The following is a 14,164-nucleotide window of genomic DNA, read 5'->3' as shown; positions in this document are numbered from 1 at the left end:
TGAACCAGATCCTGATTTAATTGCTTCGCCTACTGTGATTCTGGCTTCGGCTTATAGAGTGAATTTCTTTCGTAAAATTTTAGTTATGGCTCGGCAACTATTTTTTATATTTCTTAAAAACAGATGGCTTTAATGTGTTTCGGTTTCATCTAATGTGGAGCGAATTTTTGTTAAAAGTTCTGCCTGACTGTAGGGTTTATTAAGGCGGTTTTTATTGAAGCGTATTTTGTTATCCCGAGGTTCATCCTTTTCGGAAAAACCAGATGTCAGTAATACTTTAAGGTCGTTTCGATTTAAGGTGGCCTGCTCAGCTAACTCGTAACCATTAATCCCGTTGGGCATTACAATATCGCTAAACAGTAGCTTAATTTCAGGTGATTTAGCGAGTTGTTCTAATGCCTGTTTTCCATCGCTGGCTGTGAGTATGTGGTAGCCCTTATTTTCAAGCATATCTTTAGCTAATTCTATTAAAGCCTCTTCATCGTCTACAATTAAAATAGTTTCATTACCAGCAGGTAGAGGGTCAACCGGGTTTTTATTTTGTGTCATTGTTAATGGTGCTTCTATATTTGCTTTGGGCAGGTAAATGTTGAAGGTGGTGCCTACTCCTGTTTTAGAGTCGCAAGTTATAAAACCGTTGGATCGATTAACAAATGCGTAAACCATGGACAGTCCCAGTCCTGTTCCTTTCCCCTGTTCTTTGGTTGTAAAAAAAGGCTCATAAATGCGTTCTTTAAATTCATCTGAAATACCTTCTCCGGAGTCACTTATAGATAGCTTTATATACTGACCTGTATTTAAGTTGGCAGTCTCAGCAGGGGGGGTGTCAATCGTTACGTTACCGGTTTCAACTGTTAAGTAACCGTGATCTTTTATGCTGTCGCGTGCATTAATGCATAAGTTGAGTAAAGTGTCGCTAAAGTCGCCTTTGTCGATTTCGGTTAGCCACAGATCTTCTGTTAATATATATTTAACTTCAATTTCAGGCGTGAGTGAGCGTGAAATTATTTCAGTCATTTCACTGATTGCCTGATTAATATTAACGGTTGATATCTGTTTAGCTTCACGACGAGAAAAACTGAGTAATTGACGAGTGAGATCTGCGGCGCGTAAACCGGCTTTTTCTATAATGTGTACTCGTGTGATGATGTCTTCATTGTTGTTCGCGTAAATTTCAAGTAACTCAAGATTACCCAGAATGATGCCAAGAATATTATTAAAGTCGTGTGCAATGCCGCCGGTAAGCTGGCCGACAGCATCCATTTTTTGAGAGCGTCTTTGTGCCTTTTCTGCCTGTTCTCTTCTAGCCATTTCTTTTGCAATGGTTGTAGTCATATGGTTGAAGGCATCTGCTAATTGCCCAATTTCATCTTTTGAGATGACTTTTATTCTGGTTTCATATTTACCGTCACTAATGGCAAGGGCATGCTCTTTCAGTTTGCCCAGTGGTTGTGAAATTGATTTTGCAATCATTGAACCAATTAGTATTCCCAGTAAAATGGTAAAAATACTGACGGTGAGTAATGTTAGAGCAATATTGTTGCGCTTATCTGACATGTGCTTAACAGATAGATTTGCAGATTGAATTGCGCTGGCAATAACATTATTTCCCAGTTCTTTCATTTTTGGTAAGACTTCTGTAACCAGTTGTTTATTGAAATCAACCCATAACCGCATGGCGTTTTTGTATTTTTTAGAAGATGCATTGAAGTCGTTCAGTTTATTGATTTCAAATGACTGGTTAGACATTTTTTTAAGGCGCTTCCATTCTGCCATCATAAACTGGTAATCATTATTGAATGCATCAAGCACGACGTTGTCCGGGCTTAGTCGATATTTTTTTTCATGCAGTCTTGTGACGTAGGTGTATTGCCAGATATTGGACCCGTTGTTGATTTTTTCGATGGTTTCCTTGGATAAATCCTGTTTAATCTCAGTTCTTTTTGATTCTACATATTCCTGAATTATTAGAGTAATGTATTCGCCTTCAGTTTCCAGAATGGTGGCCTGTTTTTTTAATTCTGTTAATAGTGATACGCCTCTCAAGTACAGGTTTTTATACTGATTTGTTGACTGGCGAGTTCTTTTAGAATTTTCCAGTAAAAGACTGCTGTTGTTTAGCTTATCTACTTCACTGAGTATTTGATGTAACTTGTCCATATAGGATATGGCGTTGTCATAGGCTCTATTGGCTGCTTTGAAATCATATATTGAGCCATTTGTATTTAACCGGTATCGCTGCTCTTCAAGTATTAGTTTATTAGTGTATCGTTCTATGCTTGTTGAGTATGTTAGATTTTCCTGTTCAATAAGAATAGCTTTAAGCCCATTATTAGATACAAATAATAAAATCAGAGCAACGACGACGCTCAGTAAAACCAGTAGGTAGGTTTTGTTTTTAATTGATATTTTATTGATGATATTGAAATCAGTCATCTAATTTAAGGACATCCCGAAAATAGTGTGTGTTTACATAGATAATGAAATATGAATTTATGTTTTTCTTGAGTATAGGTCATTTTAAATATAGTTAGATTATTATCATTTCTATTGAGCTTAAACAGTAATGATAATTAAAGGTGTCGTTTTTGTTTATGACAGGTATCAAAAAACATGAATCTACCTGTTAAATTGGATGTTTTATAAAACTACAGGGTATTAATTAGTTTTTGTTTCCGGCCGCATGCGGGACATAAAGTGGATTAATCAAGGCTTATGTATGGACACATCATGTCCATTTATAAATAGCTCATTAATATCCGCTTTTGTAAAATGAATGTTATATGTAAGATTCTTAAGGCGGGTCTATTATGTATATTAGCCGGTTTCGATGGAGTCGCTAACACCTGACTCTGTCGTTTACCTGTATAAGAAGTTCAGAAGCAAAAGGAGTAATAAAGCAGAGAGGGGGTGACTGAAATAAAAAGTGCGTGAAGGCCCGGTCAGGGCAGGGGGTAGAGAATTATGTGACAGTCTTTATTATGTTGAAACTAGTGAAATTAAAATAAAAAAGCCGAATAGACAATAAATATTTATACGCTTACATTGTTGTTAGTAATACACTAATGTGGTCATCATTATAGGCTGTTAAAAATCTGACTCGATTAGACGTTTAGTCATATGCAACCGCATTGCAGCATCTTCAGTTATGCAGTGAAATAGATGATGAGGTCCGGTAGATTTCTCAACAATACTGTCCAGATCATTATGATGCTCGCGGTAATAATCTAATAAACGAATATCAAAACGAAACATTGCATTGCTTAATGGATCTTTAGCCTGTCGTTGTCTAATGGTTTCAATACCATCCTCAAATACATTACCCAGACACATATGAACAGCAGAGAACAGAGTCGCCCAGCCGTTAAACCAGAACATCAAATCTTTATCAAATGTCTCTCCACTCGTTCCTTTTCCATCAAGCATTTGTTTCAACAGGTCTCGCTCATTTACAGATTCATGTAACTCCATCATTTCAGCTCGTCCATATGCATCTATTGTCGAGCTGGTTAACATTAAAGGTGCTTGCGGGTATTTGCTTAAAACAAACGTTGCGTCTTTGATGACCTGTGCAGGTATGTCTGGTGCATGAGGGTTACGTTTTAGTCGTGCGGACGGTCCCGTTGATAAAATCTGAATTTGATGCCCGCGTCTGCCCAGTTCTTTTGCAAGTCGGGCAAATACACCTTTTTTGAAAACATCCATGGAAAAATTCAAATGACTTTGTTTATGGCATAAGCAAAGTTGAATTTCATCGATAAATTTAGGTGCTGCTTCAACGATATTAGCTATTTTGACAACGGGAATGCGCTCTTTTAACTGCCCTTGCTTATTAACAATAACTTCCTGATGAAACTCATCGAAACTGATTTGCAGATTTACTTTAGCTCGTGGCCAGGTGATTGGTCGACGACGAATCGCTTTAGCCATATTTCCAATAATTTCTTCGGTAACCTTACGGCTATTCGCGAAGTCACCATTTAACAAAATAGCAAAAGTTGTGACATGTTGCATATTGGTGATAGCGTTATAAAAATGTTCCAGATGCTTTGTCAGGTCACCGCCGGTAAACAGTATAGAAGTCGTTAACTTGTTCAATATTTGAAATAATAGTTCTGGATCATCGGTGTTCTTCATTAATGGACGAAAAATAAACATGCAATGACGACAGGTTTGTGGACAGCCCATTGCAGGAATGATACCGAGTTTGCTGAATAAATTTAACGAGGGTACATCGGGTAATTGATCTACCAGTTTTAAACGTTCTTTATCTTCTTCTGCCAGCATTCCTGCGTAGCGGTCTTTTTCCTGTCTGGCAATGTCTTTATATCCTATGGCGAAGCTTTTACTGAATAAATGTAAACTATTCCAGGTGGCTTCAATTGTGCTACTTAGTTCTTGCGGACTGTTCGAATCCTGTAACAACTGTAGAATTTGTTGTTGCTGTAATTGCGGTTCACCCTGATAGTGCTGCCAATAATTAATATAAGCGTCAATAAACTCCGCAGTATTGTCGCTTTGAATAATAAGTTGCATTAAAAAAGCCTGAGGACCATTTGCAAATGCAGCGAGTACTTCCTCTTGAAACAGGCTATGTATATTCTGTTGTAACCAGTTCAAGCCATAGATATAGGTCATGATAAAACTGAGATTGCTGGCATCTGCAGATTCGGCTTCTAGTAAATCATTCATGTCGCCACGGGTAAGCCGGTTTATTTCTGTCTTGAATCGTTGGCGCATCGTGACAAGATAGGCCTGATGTACATCCTGTTGTGCCTCCGGACTTAGTTTTATTTCACCAGACGGACGCCCGGACTGTATACTAATATCAGGTGATTTTTTGGTTTGTGTTACGGTATTCATAGGGAGAAATTTAGCATATTTAGTGAATTAATTAACCCCAGTAATCAGTGGTATTCTCGACCTCAAGGCATATATGTCATACCATTAGTCCGAATCAATCGTTTTAGAGAGAGCAGATGTACGATCTAAATATAAATCGAAAGTTATTATTAATTGCTGTAACACTTCTAACGCCATTTCAGCTAAATGCATCCAATGTTGGTTTTTTAAAGTATGCAGTGATTACTGATTTTACTGAGAGTGATATTTTGAAACTGCAGAAAGAATATACACAGGTTTTAAAAAATAATAAGCCTGGAGACAGGCATAACTGGTTTAATGCTGAAACAGGTAATCGTGGTGAAATTACCGTGATAAAACAATACAAGCAGAAAGACTCAATATGCAAACGACTTAAATTGAGAAATCAGTCAAAAAAGCAGTCAGCTGTAAGTTACTTTAATTTCTGTTCCATTGATAACCAGTGGAAAGTAGTCAATTAAAATTCCGTATTGCGCTGTTTATGGTCTTTCTAACCAATCCAGCTACCATTACCATTAAGGTTAGAAAAGTGGCTCCGTTAGTTTTTTATAAAAATGATTTCCATTTAATCGTGTTATCACCAAACACAAAAAATTCAGGATTGAGTAAACTATCTTTAGTGTTGTAGAGTAAATCGCTTGAATCAGTTTGTGTCATCATGCCACCAGCCTCTTCAACAATGCAGTGAGCGGCAGCGGTATCCCATTCAGATGTTAAACCTAAGCGGGGATATAAATCGACACTACCTTCTGCGACCATGCAGGATTTTAAAGAGCTACCAACACTTAAGAGTTCAACGTTCCCCAGTTTCTCAAGATAAGCCTGTAGGTTATCAGATGGGTGAGATCGACTACCTGCGATAACCAGTTTTTCAGGGTTTGCCTTTCGGCAGTAAATTTGCTCTATGGGTTGCCCCAATGTTTTTTTGAAGGCATGCCCTTCTTTCCAGGCGAAATAATCAGTTTGTAAAACAGGTGCATTAATAACACCTATAATGCTTCGGTGGTTTTCAATCAGTGCTATATTAACGGTGAATTCACCATTGCGTTTGATGAATTCACGCGTGCCATCAAGGGGGTCAACCAGCCAGTAACGATTCCACTGTTTACGAATTTCAAATGGAACGGAATCAGATTCTTCTGTTAAAACAGGAATGTCAGGTGTTAATTCTTTTAATGCAGTTTGTATTATTCTATCTGCGGCCAGATCTGCAGTTGTAAGAGGGGTGTTATCTGATTTATGTTCTATGGTGAATTTTGAATCATATATCTCAAGAATTTTTTTACCCGCAATTCGTGCAATGCTAAGTGCGTTTTGACACAGGTATTCAAGGTTAAGGTCATCCTGATTATTCATGTTGTCTATTCACCTGAACGAGTTTTTAAAATATCACGCACCTGATAAAGCGCTGCAATACTTCGCGCTTCACTGAGATTTTCATTATTTATAATTTCATCAATCTTGTTTATATTGCAGATTACCTGCTGTAACTCTTCAGGTTCATCGCCCTGGCGTTTTTCTGCCTGTAAGTCTTCGGCTAGTATTATGTGCGTTATAAAACCCAGATAACCCGGTGCGATTGTCATTTGACCCAGTGGAGTTAATTTGTTTGCACGATAGCCAATTTCTTCCATACATTCCCTGTTTGCAGCCTGAAGAATGTCTTCATTATCATCAATCTTACCTTTTGGAAAAACCAGTTCATATCGTTCAGTACCAACTGAATACTCTCGAATCATAATAACGTGTTCTTCGTCGATGACAGGGATGATTAAAACGGCACCTGCGCCTGGAGCACGTATGCGTTCATACTGATGTAACTGGCCATTACTAAATTGAAGATCGATTTTTTCTATGGTAAATAATCGACTTTGACTGTGTATTTTACGATTCAGGATCTTAGGTTTAGTATTCATATTCGATATAATGTATCTTTTTTTGTATTATAGGAAGCTCTAACGGATACCTGAAATTCTTATGATTGACTGGTCAAAAATTAAAACCGTCTTCCTTGATCTGGACGGCACATTACTGGACTTGCATTTTGATAACCATTTCTGGCTAAAATATGTGCCTGAACAATACGCTGAACATTATCAGCTTTCCATTGAAGAGTCTCATAGTCTGTTGAATAAGAAGTATACAGAGGTTTATGGCAGTCTTAACTGGTATTGTGTGGAGTACTGGAGCAAGGAACTAGGCTTAGATATTGCTGCGTTAAAACACAATATACGCGATAAAATTTCAATCAGGCCTTATGTGGTGGAGTTTCTGGAAGCTTTACATATGCATGGTAAGCGCGTTGTGCTGGTAACTAATGCGCATCCTTTGAGTTTTCAGGTTAAATTTCAGAAAACCGGACTTGGTCATTATTTTCATCATATTATTACCTCACACGAATTACACCATGCGAAAGAGGAGCAGGCGTTCTGGTTAGCGCTTGAAAAAGTCGAAGATGTCGATAAGGCATCAACCCTGTTTATTGATGATAACTTTAGTGTGCTGGATGCTGCCGCTGAATATGGTATCGGCCATTTACTGGCGATAAAACAGCCAGATAGTACTGAGCCTGATAAGGAGCATGATCTTTATCATCTGCTCGACTCCTTTGAGGACATTATTCCGCAATAATATAGAGAGTAATATTGATCTATTAAACCACCCATTTGGGTGTATTTATAATGAAATCAAAGGCTTCATGTGCAAAAATATTGAAACACTTCACAAGTTTTGGTAATATTCCGTCTGTTCTTATTAGCGTAAAAGCAACGGGAACCCGTTTAGCACCTCGAGTTTACTCGGTGTTTATGGCAAATGATTAATGTTGATCAGAGTTCTCTGATTTAAAATATTTCTTCGGTATTAACCGGAAATAAAAATTCAATTTTAACTATTAAACAGGTTCAATTATGACTGGAAGCCGAATTACAGGTATATGTGCAATTGCACTGGCGATCATCCTTCCTATAAATGTAGCAGTTGCTGCCGACAGAGGTGTATTTAGTGGTAAATCAGTATCACAGCATAATCTGACAGAGTGGGAAAAGAAAAAAATGACAGCTGAATTTAAAAATAAATTTAGCCCATCACGTCCCGGCGAGCATACCAAGTTGGGTAGTAACCCATGGAAAGCTAAAAAAGCGAAAAAGCAGCAGCATAATGAAAAAATGTTGCAATTGAGTAATACCTGGGGCCATTGTCGCGAGTTTTCTTATAAGCAGCGTGGCCAGTGTTATGCTCGAGGTGGTGATGCATATACCTGTGAGCGGTATTATGATGCGCGCGTGAGCCATTGTGATGAAAAGTTCTAAATAAAACTTACGAATAAGTTTTAAAAAAAGCCCCGGTTTAGCCGGGGCTTTTTATTTGGGGTAGAATAACTTTATGTTGAAAAAGATAAATATTATTGGTTGTGGTTACATCGGTAAAAAGATTGCACATCTTTTAAAAAGCATGGATGTAGAGCCGTGTTGTTTTGTGAATAGCAGAAATTCAAAAAGTGACTGTGATTCACAGGGCTTGCAAACAATATTAATGGATCTGGGTGATTCAGATCTAGGACTGAACGAAGAGACAATATCAGGGTTTCAAAATAGTATTATGGTTTATCTGGTTCCACCTCAGCGAAAAGGTGACACTGACACCAGAATGAAAAACTTTGTTTTAAAACTGAAATCATTAACTGTACCACCATTAAAAATAGTTTTGATAAGCACAACAGGGGTTTATGGTAACTGCAAGGGAGAGTGGATAGATGAGTTGCATCCAGCCAATCCTCAGGCAGATAGAGCATTCAGACGATTAAGTGCTGAAACCCGGTTGCAAAAATATTGTGATGATACTCAGGTGGAATGTATTGTGTTTCGAGTGCCGGGAATATATGCCACCGATAAACTACCAGTAAAACGTATTACCTCCGGTGAGCCGATTGTTAATGCAGAAGATTCGGGACTTACCAATCGAATACATGCAGATGACCTTTCAGCATTTTGTGTAGAAGCTTTACTGAAGACTGTAAGTTCGGGAATATATAATTGTTGTGATGGTTCTCCATCTACAATGAATGATTATTTTACTAAGGTGGCGGATGCATTGAAGCTACCACGACCTGAAGAAATAAGTTTGTCACAGGCTCAACAGGAGTTGTCATCGGGAATGTTATCTTATCTTGCCGAATCGAAACGAATTTCAAATAAAAAATTATTGGATAATTTTGAAACCCGTTTGAAATATCCAGATCTGGATGCGGGCCTTAAAAATTTAATTCAAATTAATTAAAATCACTTCGTCTTTCATGGGGTACATGATTACGCAAAAAATCCATCTGGTCCGTTAATATTTTTCGGTTGGCCAGAATCATGGCTTCTGCTTTATTTGGTGCATAGGGTAGAGCTAACAAAGGCATATGAGCCTGTGCAGGTGTAAAGCAGGCTTTTCTTACATTGCATGACTTGCAAGCTGTTACCACATTTCTCCAGACATCTTTCCCCCCTTGCGCACGGGGTTTAACGTGGTCTCGTGTTAACAGGGAGAGCTTAAAGTGATTGCCACAATACAGGCAGGTATGTCGATCGCGTTCGAACAGGGCGCGATTAGTTAGCAGGGGAGTGATGTCATGATTGTATTTAGGTTGTGCACCGCGTATTGCGATAATTGTATTGAGATCCAGGTAAGATCTCAGGCCTGTTTGCTGGCAGGTACCGCCATACAAACGAAGAGTCGTTTCACTGGCTGTCCACGCAACCTGCTTACGCATATAAAGATTTACCGCCTCCTGCCAGTTAATCCAGTCAATAGGCCGCCCGGCTTTATCCAGCGTTAGAATTAAAGGTGTGATCTCCCCTGATAACATAAAAAACATCTCCCCATGAGTGTTTCTAATTGATGGTTATACGTTAAGTATAGTTCAAAATTAGAAAAATATTAGTTAAATCAAAGGTATAGTAATTGGGTGTAATGGTCAGAAATGGGTATGAATCAGATTAAATTACTGGTGAATGTATACGTTGCTATGAAACATCACCCGCGGGGAAAGAACGCTGCTTTTTGCGCTCTGTCCCCATAACCCATGCCACCAAAAGTTGACAGTGTAGGTAGTAGACTCTGTTAAATTCTCGATAGTATGACAACAGGGTATAAGAAGAACCTAAAAGAATCAGGTAATGATTTTGTAACAGGGTGTATATTTTGTACCGGGTAGTTTCATTCTATTTTGTTGTACAAATGATTCAAGTAAGTCATCCAGTGGTTTCATGATCTTTTTATCACCACGAATTTCAAATAAACCATTTTCCTCTATTGCTTTGATGCCTTCCTCTTTCACGTTTCCTGCGACGATACCTGAGAATGCCCTGCGTAAGTTAGCCGCCAGATGATGGGTTTCCATATCGGTATTAATTTCCAGTTTTGACATATTTTCATGGTTGGGAACAAACGGGTTCTGAAACTCATTATCTATTTCAAGAATCCAGTTATAATAATAAGCGTCACTATTGTATCGTCTGAAATCTTTCACGGCCTCCATGCCATTTTTCATTTCGCGTGCAACCAGTGCCGGATCATCTATGATAATTTTGTAACGTTGCTGCGCTTCAAAACCTAAAGTGTTCTCAATAAAGTGGTGGATCTTTTTAAAGTACTCTTCAGAGCTTTTGGGCCCGGTCAAAATAAGTGGAAAAGGTAGCTCCTTGTTTGCAGGGTGTAATAATACACCCAGTATGTATAGAATTTCCTCAGCGGTGCCAGCGCCGCCAGGGAAGATAATAATGCCATGTCCTGTGCGTACAAAACTTTCCAGGCGTTTTTCTATATCCGGTAAAATAACCAGCTCATTCACTATCGGATTAGGTGACTCTGCCGCTATGATTCCTGGTTCAGTCATGCCGATATAACGACCATTATAAATACGTTGTTTATTATGGCCTATGGTTGCGCCTTTCATTGGGCCTTTCATTGCACCAGGGCCACAGCCGGTACAAATGTCCAGCCCCCTTAAGCCCAGTTCGTGCCCTACTTCTTTGGTGTAGTCATATTCAACTCGTTTGATAGAGTGACCGCCCCAGCAAACCACAAGATTAGGGTCTTTGTTTGGCTCTAAAACATTGGCATTTCGTAATATATGAAATACGGCGTTGGTGATACCGTGCTGTGATGTAAGATCAAATTTTGAGCGGGTTTCCAGTTCATTTCTAGCATAAACTATGTCACGTAATACAGAAAACAGATGTTCCTGAATACCGGTAATCATGTTGCCATCAACAAATGCACGGGCGGGTGCATTCTCTACTTCAAGCTTGATTCCTCGTTCCTGCTGAATAACGCGGATATCAAAATCTGAATACTCTTCAAGTACCTTTTTAGTGTCATCAACTTCACTGCCTACGTTTAATACGGCCAGTGAACAACGTCGGTAAATATCATAACTTGCGGATTCGCTATCATTTTTTAACTGATTCACCTCTATTTGAGATAGGGTTGCCATACGTCCATGGGGCGTTATGCGTGATAATTCACTGTGCTTGCTCATAATTTTTCCATCGACTCAGGGGGGATATTTGTCCCAAAATATTCTATAAGTAATGTATAGAGTAATAAAATGTGATAACAACGATATTATATCTGAGTTCTTAGACTCAATTATTATGGTTATGCTAAAAGTATAGTGTTAAATTTATGTTATTGGAAAAAATCGTGAAGGTAATAAAAGATGAGCGATGAATTATTTGAAGTGGCTTTTTCAGGGCAGATCAAAGACGGTGCTGATCTTGAGCAGGTAAAAGCTAAAGTTGGAACGATGTTTAAGGCCGATGCTACAAAACTGGAACATCTGTTTTCAGGTAAACGCATGGTCATTAAAAAGAATATTGATCAGGCAACAGCAAACAAATATCACAAGGCACTTGATAATGCGGGGGCGGTTTGTGAAATTAAATCCTTAAATGAAGCGGCCCGGACAAAACCAGCAGAACCTGAAGTTAAAGTGGCTACAGCTGCACCGGTGACAGTTGCTACATCTGCAGGTTTAAATGTTGATGCGCCTGCCGCACCACAAACGGATCCGCTGGGAATTAATGCAGGTGATATATCAGATTTGTCTGCTGGCATTGCTCCATTGGGAAGTGATATGCAGGATGAAATAAAAGAAGTTGATGAGCCTGAACTGGATATCAGTGGAATGGGGATGTCTCCAGTAGGAAGTGATCTTGGCCAGATAAAAAAGGATGATGATCCACCACCACCTAATACGGATGGCATGACACTGGTCGATTAGTTTTTAATTTTATTTATGATATGGATAGTTATTAAGAGGATGTCAGTGTATTTCTGGAAGTAACGAAAATATTTATAACATATTTAAACTTAGAATCGCTATAAATAATAGAAGGTAGGTGAAAATTCTTTTACCAATTAATATTTTTGACTTACCCAGAATGGAGTCATCTACAATTGTTAACTGAGAGATAACAGGGGTAAGAGGAAAGCCTGCTGAAATTATCTTTCCTTTTAAATTTCGACCGTTATGCTTTAGTAAGAAAGAAGTCTGTGAGCGAATTAAGGAACATTTATTGGAGGAATTTATCTTTCTATTATCTATTTGTAGATTTAACCTGTAATCCAACCATAAATATTTAGGACTTGCGTTTGCCTGAATTTTTATATCATGCCCATGCCAGTTATATTCGCTGATTGTATTCATTTAGGTTTTCTACAACTTTAGGAATTAAAAATACAGCACGTCCTTATGCTGTCAATATACTATCTTTTGTCTCAAAGATCGTGGATTAAATATAGATAAAATTTGATGGCACGTATGTAACAAAACATACAAATAGAAAAAATAATTTAAATTTTATGCAGGCTCGGAAAACCACTGTAGTCCCTCTGCTGATGATAACTCAATATAACCACGAGAAAGTTTAACGCAGTCCTGTCTTTCAAACTCTTTTAGTATCCGGCTAATTACTTCGCGGGTTGTGCCAAGTTCAAAAGCCAGTTCCTGATGTGTTATTTTCAGAGTAGGACCCTGGTTTCTTTCAAACAGACTACCTAACATACAGGCAAGGCGCATATTTAAATGATTAAAGGCAGTGTCCTGTATTAGATAGATAGTTTCGCAAAGTCTTTCTGTTAGTGTTGAAATAACATAATCACGAAAAGGTTCGATTTCATTCATCATGGTTTTGAAACTGTTAGAGCTTATAACGAGTGCTCTAACATTGGATTCGGTAACTGCAATAGCATTGAACGATTTGTTCTTAAGTAGGCTGTTTAAGCTGAGTATGCAAAGGTCACCTGCTTCGACACGGTACAGAGTGATTTCTCTTCCATCTTCTGCTGTCTGATATATTCTAATAGTGCCTTCAAGAATTAACATGAAATTGTTACAGGTGGCATTTCCACTGAATAAAGTCGTATCAGGAGCGGCTTCCAGAAGACGAGCATTATCAATAGTGTCTATCCATGTCTTATTTCTGATATCTGCAAGTTCAGTATAGGTGGAATTGATTTTTTGAAAACGACTAAGCTCAGTAGCGTCCGATAAGGACGTCTGGGTATTGTATAACTGCATGCAACCACCTGGGGATAAAAATTAGTATATTTGAAATAATATGGCATATCCTTGCCTGTCTGAATATTAGAGAAGATCTCTAACCCTTGTATGTGATAAAAGACACATATATAGCCATAATATATTTTGGCTCCCCCTATTATAATGAATTAAAACAAAAGGTAACCATTCATATGAAGCAATTGAGGAATATTAGTGAAATATGATCTATCAGGTAACGTAAAGATATTTATAGGGATTTTAAATTTCATATGAATTTATTTACAGCTATACTGTCTATAAGACACGAAATTAAGCTCAAATTTAGATATGTTACATAAAAGACATCAGCCAGCCTTAATCAAACGATATGCCAGACTTGTACTGGCAATGTTTGTGCTGTCTGTATTGAATTTGAGTATGCAATTACCGGCTCATGCTGCTATGAAAGTGCAAATGCAGCAATCTACTATGGTTGAAATGGAGGGCTGCCATTGTCCTCCAGCTGTATGTGATAGTGTTTTGGCGCTGAATAACCAGTCTTTTGATGGTGTAGTTTCACTACCTGAATTTACAAATCGCTCTGTTGTATTGCTTGAAATGCTGGATCAAAATGCAGGCCAGTTAAACAGGAAACAATATAGTAAAACGTTTTTTCTAAATGTTGCACAGGTTTCACCCCCTCCCTTACTCATTAAAACTCTTCTTCTGATTTAAGCTTTTCATCTCGTT

14 protein-coding genes are annotated in these 14,164 nt (G+C 38.2%); 6 read left to right on the top strand and 8 right to left on the bottom strand.

Annotated elements, in window-relative coordinates; all coding sequences use genetic code 11:
• Nucleotides 1-129 precede the first annotated feature (129 nt).
• A complete protein-coding gene (locus DIZ80_08485; protein ID RDH82327.1) occupies nucleotides 130-2,436 on the bottom strand; it encodes a hypothetical protein in 2,307 nt (768 codons plus the stop codon).
• A 651-nt stretch (nucleotides 2,437-3,087) separates the two neighbouring features.
• Complete coding sequence (locus DIZ80_08480; GenBank protein RDH83129.1) at nucleotides 3,088-4,794, bottom strand: hypothetical protein; 1,707 nt, start codon at nucleotides 4,792-4,794, stop codon at nucleotides 3,088-3,090.
• Nucleotides 4,795-4,979: 185 nt separating this feature from the next.
• On the opposite strand from DIZ80_08480, the gene DIZ80_08475 reads away from it, so the two are divergent.
• Nucleotides 4,980-5,345, top strand: a complete 366-nt coding sequence (locus DIZ80_08475; GenBank protein RDH82326.1) for a hypothetical protein — start codon at nucleotides 4,980-4,982, stop codon at nucleotides 5,343-5,345.
• A gap of 85 nt (nucleotides 5,346-5,430) precedes the next feature.
• On the opposite strand, the gene cysQ is transcribed toward DIZ80_08475, so the two are convergent.
• Both cysQ and DIZ80_08465 read right to left on the bottom strand, forming a co-directional pair.
• Nucleotides 5,431-6,240, bottom strand: a complete 810-nt coding sequence (gene cysQ, locus DIZ80_08470) for a 3'(2'),5'-bisphosphate nucleotidase (GenBank protein RDH82325.1) — start codon at nucleotides 6,238-6,240, stop codon at nucleotides 5,431-5,433.
• A 5-nt stretch (nucleotides 6,241-6,245) separates the two neighbouring features.
• The gene (locus tag DIZ80_08465) at nucleotides 6,246-6,800 is read right to left on the bottom strand and encodes an ADP compounds hydrolase NudE (GenBank protein ID RDH82324.1); all 555 of its coding nucleotides are present in this window, start codon (nucleotides 6,798-6,800) and stop codon (nucleotides 6,246-6,248) included.
• 61 nt (nucleotides 6,801-6,861) lie between these two features.
• On the opposite strand from DIZ80_08465, the gene DIZ80_08460 reads away from it, so the two are divergent.
• The 3 genes from DIZ80_08460 (at nucleotide 6,862) to DIZ80_08450 (ending at nucleotide 9,162) form a co-directional block, all read left to right on the top strand.
• On the top strand, nucleotides 6,862-7,515 hold the full coding sequence (locus DIZ80_08460) for a GMP/IMP nucleotidase (GenBank protein RDH82323.1): 654 nt from the start codon (nucleotides 6,862-6,864) through the stop codon (nucleotides 7,513-7,515).
• Between the two features lie 278 nt (nucleotides 7,516-7,793).
• Nucleotides 7,794-8,195: a hypothetical protein gene (locus DIZ80_08455; protein ID RDH82322.1), complete on the top strand. Its 402-nt coding sequence runs from the start codon at nucleotides 7,794-7,796 to the stop codon at nucleotides 8,193-8,195.
• A gap of 73 nt (nucleotides 8,196-8,268) precedes the next feature.
• Complete coding sequence (locus tag DIZ80_08450) at nucleotides 8,269-9,162, top strand: NAD(P)-dependent oxidoreductase (GenBank protein ID RDH82321.1); 894 nt, start codon at nucleotides 8,269-8,271, stop codon at nucleotides 9,160-9,162.
• Here the strand turns inward: DIZ80_08450 and DIZ80_08445 are convergent.
• Complete coding sequence (locus tag DIZ80_08445; GenBank protein RDH82320.1) at nucleotides 9,155-9,736, bottom strand: hypothetical protein; 582 nt, start codon at nucleotides 9,734-9,736, stop codon at nucleotides 9,155-9,157. The genes DIZ80_08450 and DIZ80_08445 overlap by 8 nt on opposite strands.
• 303 nt (nucleotides 9,737-10,039) lie before the next feature.
• Nucleotides 10,040-11,410 carry an LOG family protein gene (locus DIZ80_08440; GenBank protein ID RDH82319.1) on the bottom strand — a complete coding sequence of 457 codons (1,371 nt, stop codon included), beginning with the start codon at nucleotides 11,408-11,410 and terminating at the stop codon, nucleotides 10,040-10,042.
• A gap of 180 nt (nucleotides 11,411-11,590) precedes the next feature.
• Between DIZ80_08440 and DIZ80_08435 the strand changes: the two genes are divergently transcribed.
• A complete protein-coding gene (locus DIZ80_08435) occupies nucleotides 11,591-12,154 on the top strand; it encodes a hypothetical protein (protein ID RDH82318.1) in 564 nt (187 codons plus the stop codon).
• A 72-nt stretch (nucleotides 12,155-12,226) separates the two neighbouring features.
• On the opposite strand, the gene DIZ80_08430 is transcribed toward DIZ80_08435, so the two are convergent.
• On the bottom strand, nucleotides 12,227-12,580 hold the full coding sequence (locus tag DIZ80_08430) for a hypothetical protein (protein RDH82317.1): 354 nt from the start codon (nucleotides 12,578-12,580) through the stop codon (nucleotides 12,227-12,229).
• 153 nt (nucleotides 12,581-12,733) lie between these two features.
• Entirely contained in the window at nucleotides 12,734-13,453 is a 720-nt protein-coding gene (locus DIZ80_08425) for a Crp/Fnr family transcriptional regulator (GenBank protein ID RDH82316.1), read from the bottom strand.
• Nucleotides 13,454-13,762: 309 nt separating this feature from the next.
• Between DIZ80_08425 and DIZ80_08420 the strand changes: the two genes are divergently transcribed.
• Nucleotides 13,763-14,149, top strand: coding sequence for a hypothetical protein (locus tag DIZ80_08420; protein RDH82315.1), 387 nt, complete (start codon nucleotides 13,763-13,765; stop codon nucleotides 14,147-14,149).
• The last annotated feature ends 15 nt before the right edge of the window (nucleotides 14,150-14,164 follow it).

The sequence above is a fragment of the endosymbiont of Galathealinum brachiosum genome (assembly GCA_003349885.1).
GTDB lineage: Bacteria > Pseudomonadota > Gammaproteobacteria > SZUA-229 > SZUA-229 > SZUA-229.
Note: the sequence above shows the minus strand (reverse complement) of the source record. Positions and strands in the feature narration are given on the sequence as shown.

Bases quoted from the DNA above. Each gene is read 5' to 3' on its own strand.
- DIZ80_08475 (RDH82326.1), top strand. From the start codon at position 4,980: ATGTACGATCTAAATATAAATCGAAAGTTATTATTAATTGCTGTAACA.
- cysQ (RDH82325.1), bottom strand. From the start codon at position 6,240: ATGAATAATCAGGATGACCTTAACCTTGAATACCTGTGTCAAAACGCA.
- DIZ80_08450 (RDH82321.1), top strand. From the start codon at position 8,269: ATGTTGAAAAAGATAAATATTATTGGTTGTGGTTACATCGGTAAAAAG.
- DIZ80_08485 (RDH82327.1), bottom strand. From the start codon at position 2,436: ATGACTGATTTCAATATCATCAATAAAATATCAATTAAAAACAAAACC.
- DIZ80_08465 (RDH82324.1), bottom strand. From the start codon at position 6,800: ATGAATACTAAACCTAAGATCCTGAATCGTAAAATACACAGTCAAAGT.
- DIZ80_08420 (RDH82315.1), top strand. From the start codon at position 13,763: ATGTTACATAAAAGACATCAGCCAGCCTTAATCAAACGATATGCCAGA.
- DIZ80_08435 (RDH82318.1), top strand. From the start codon at position 11,591: ATGAGCGATGAATTATTTGAAGTGGCTTTTTCAGGGCAGATCAAAGAC.
- DIZ80_08455 (RDH82322.1), top strand. From the start codon at position 7,794: ATGACTGGAAGCCGAATTACAGGTATATGTGCAATTGCACTGGCGATC.
- DIZ80_08460 (RDH82323.1), top strand. From the start codon at position 6,862: ATGATTGACTGGTCAAAAATTAAAACCGTCTTCCTTGATCTGGACGGC.
- DIZ80_08440 (RDH82319.1), bottom strand. From the start codon at position 11,410: ATGAGCAAGCACAGTGAATTATCACGCATAACGCCCCATGGACGTATG.
- DIZ80_08445 (RDH82320.1), bottom strand. From the start codon at position 9,736: ATGTTATCAGGGGAGATCACACCTTTAATTCTAACGCTGGATAAAGCC.
- DIZ80_08425 (RDH82316.1), bottom strand. From the start codon at position 13,453: ATGCAGTTATACAATACCCAGACGTCCTTATCGGACGCTACTGAGCTT.
- DIZ80_08430 (RDH82317.1), bottom strand. From the start codon at position 12,580: ATGAATACAATCAGCGAATATAACTGGCATGGGCATGATATAAAAATT.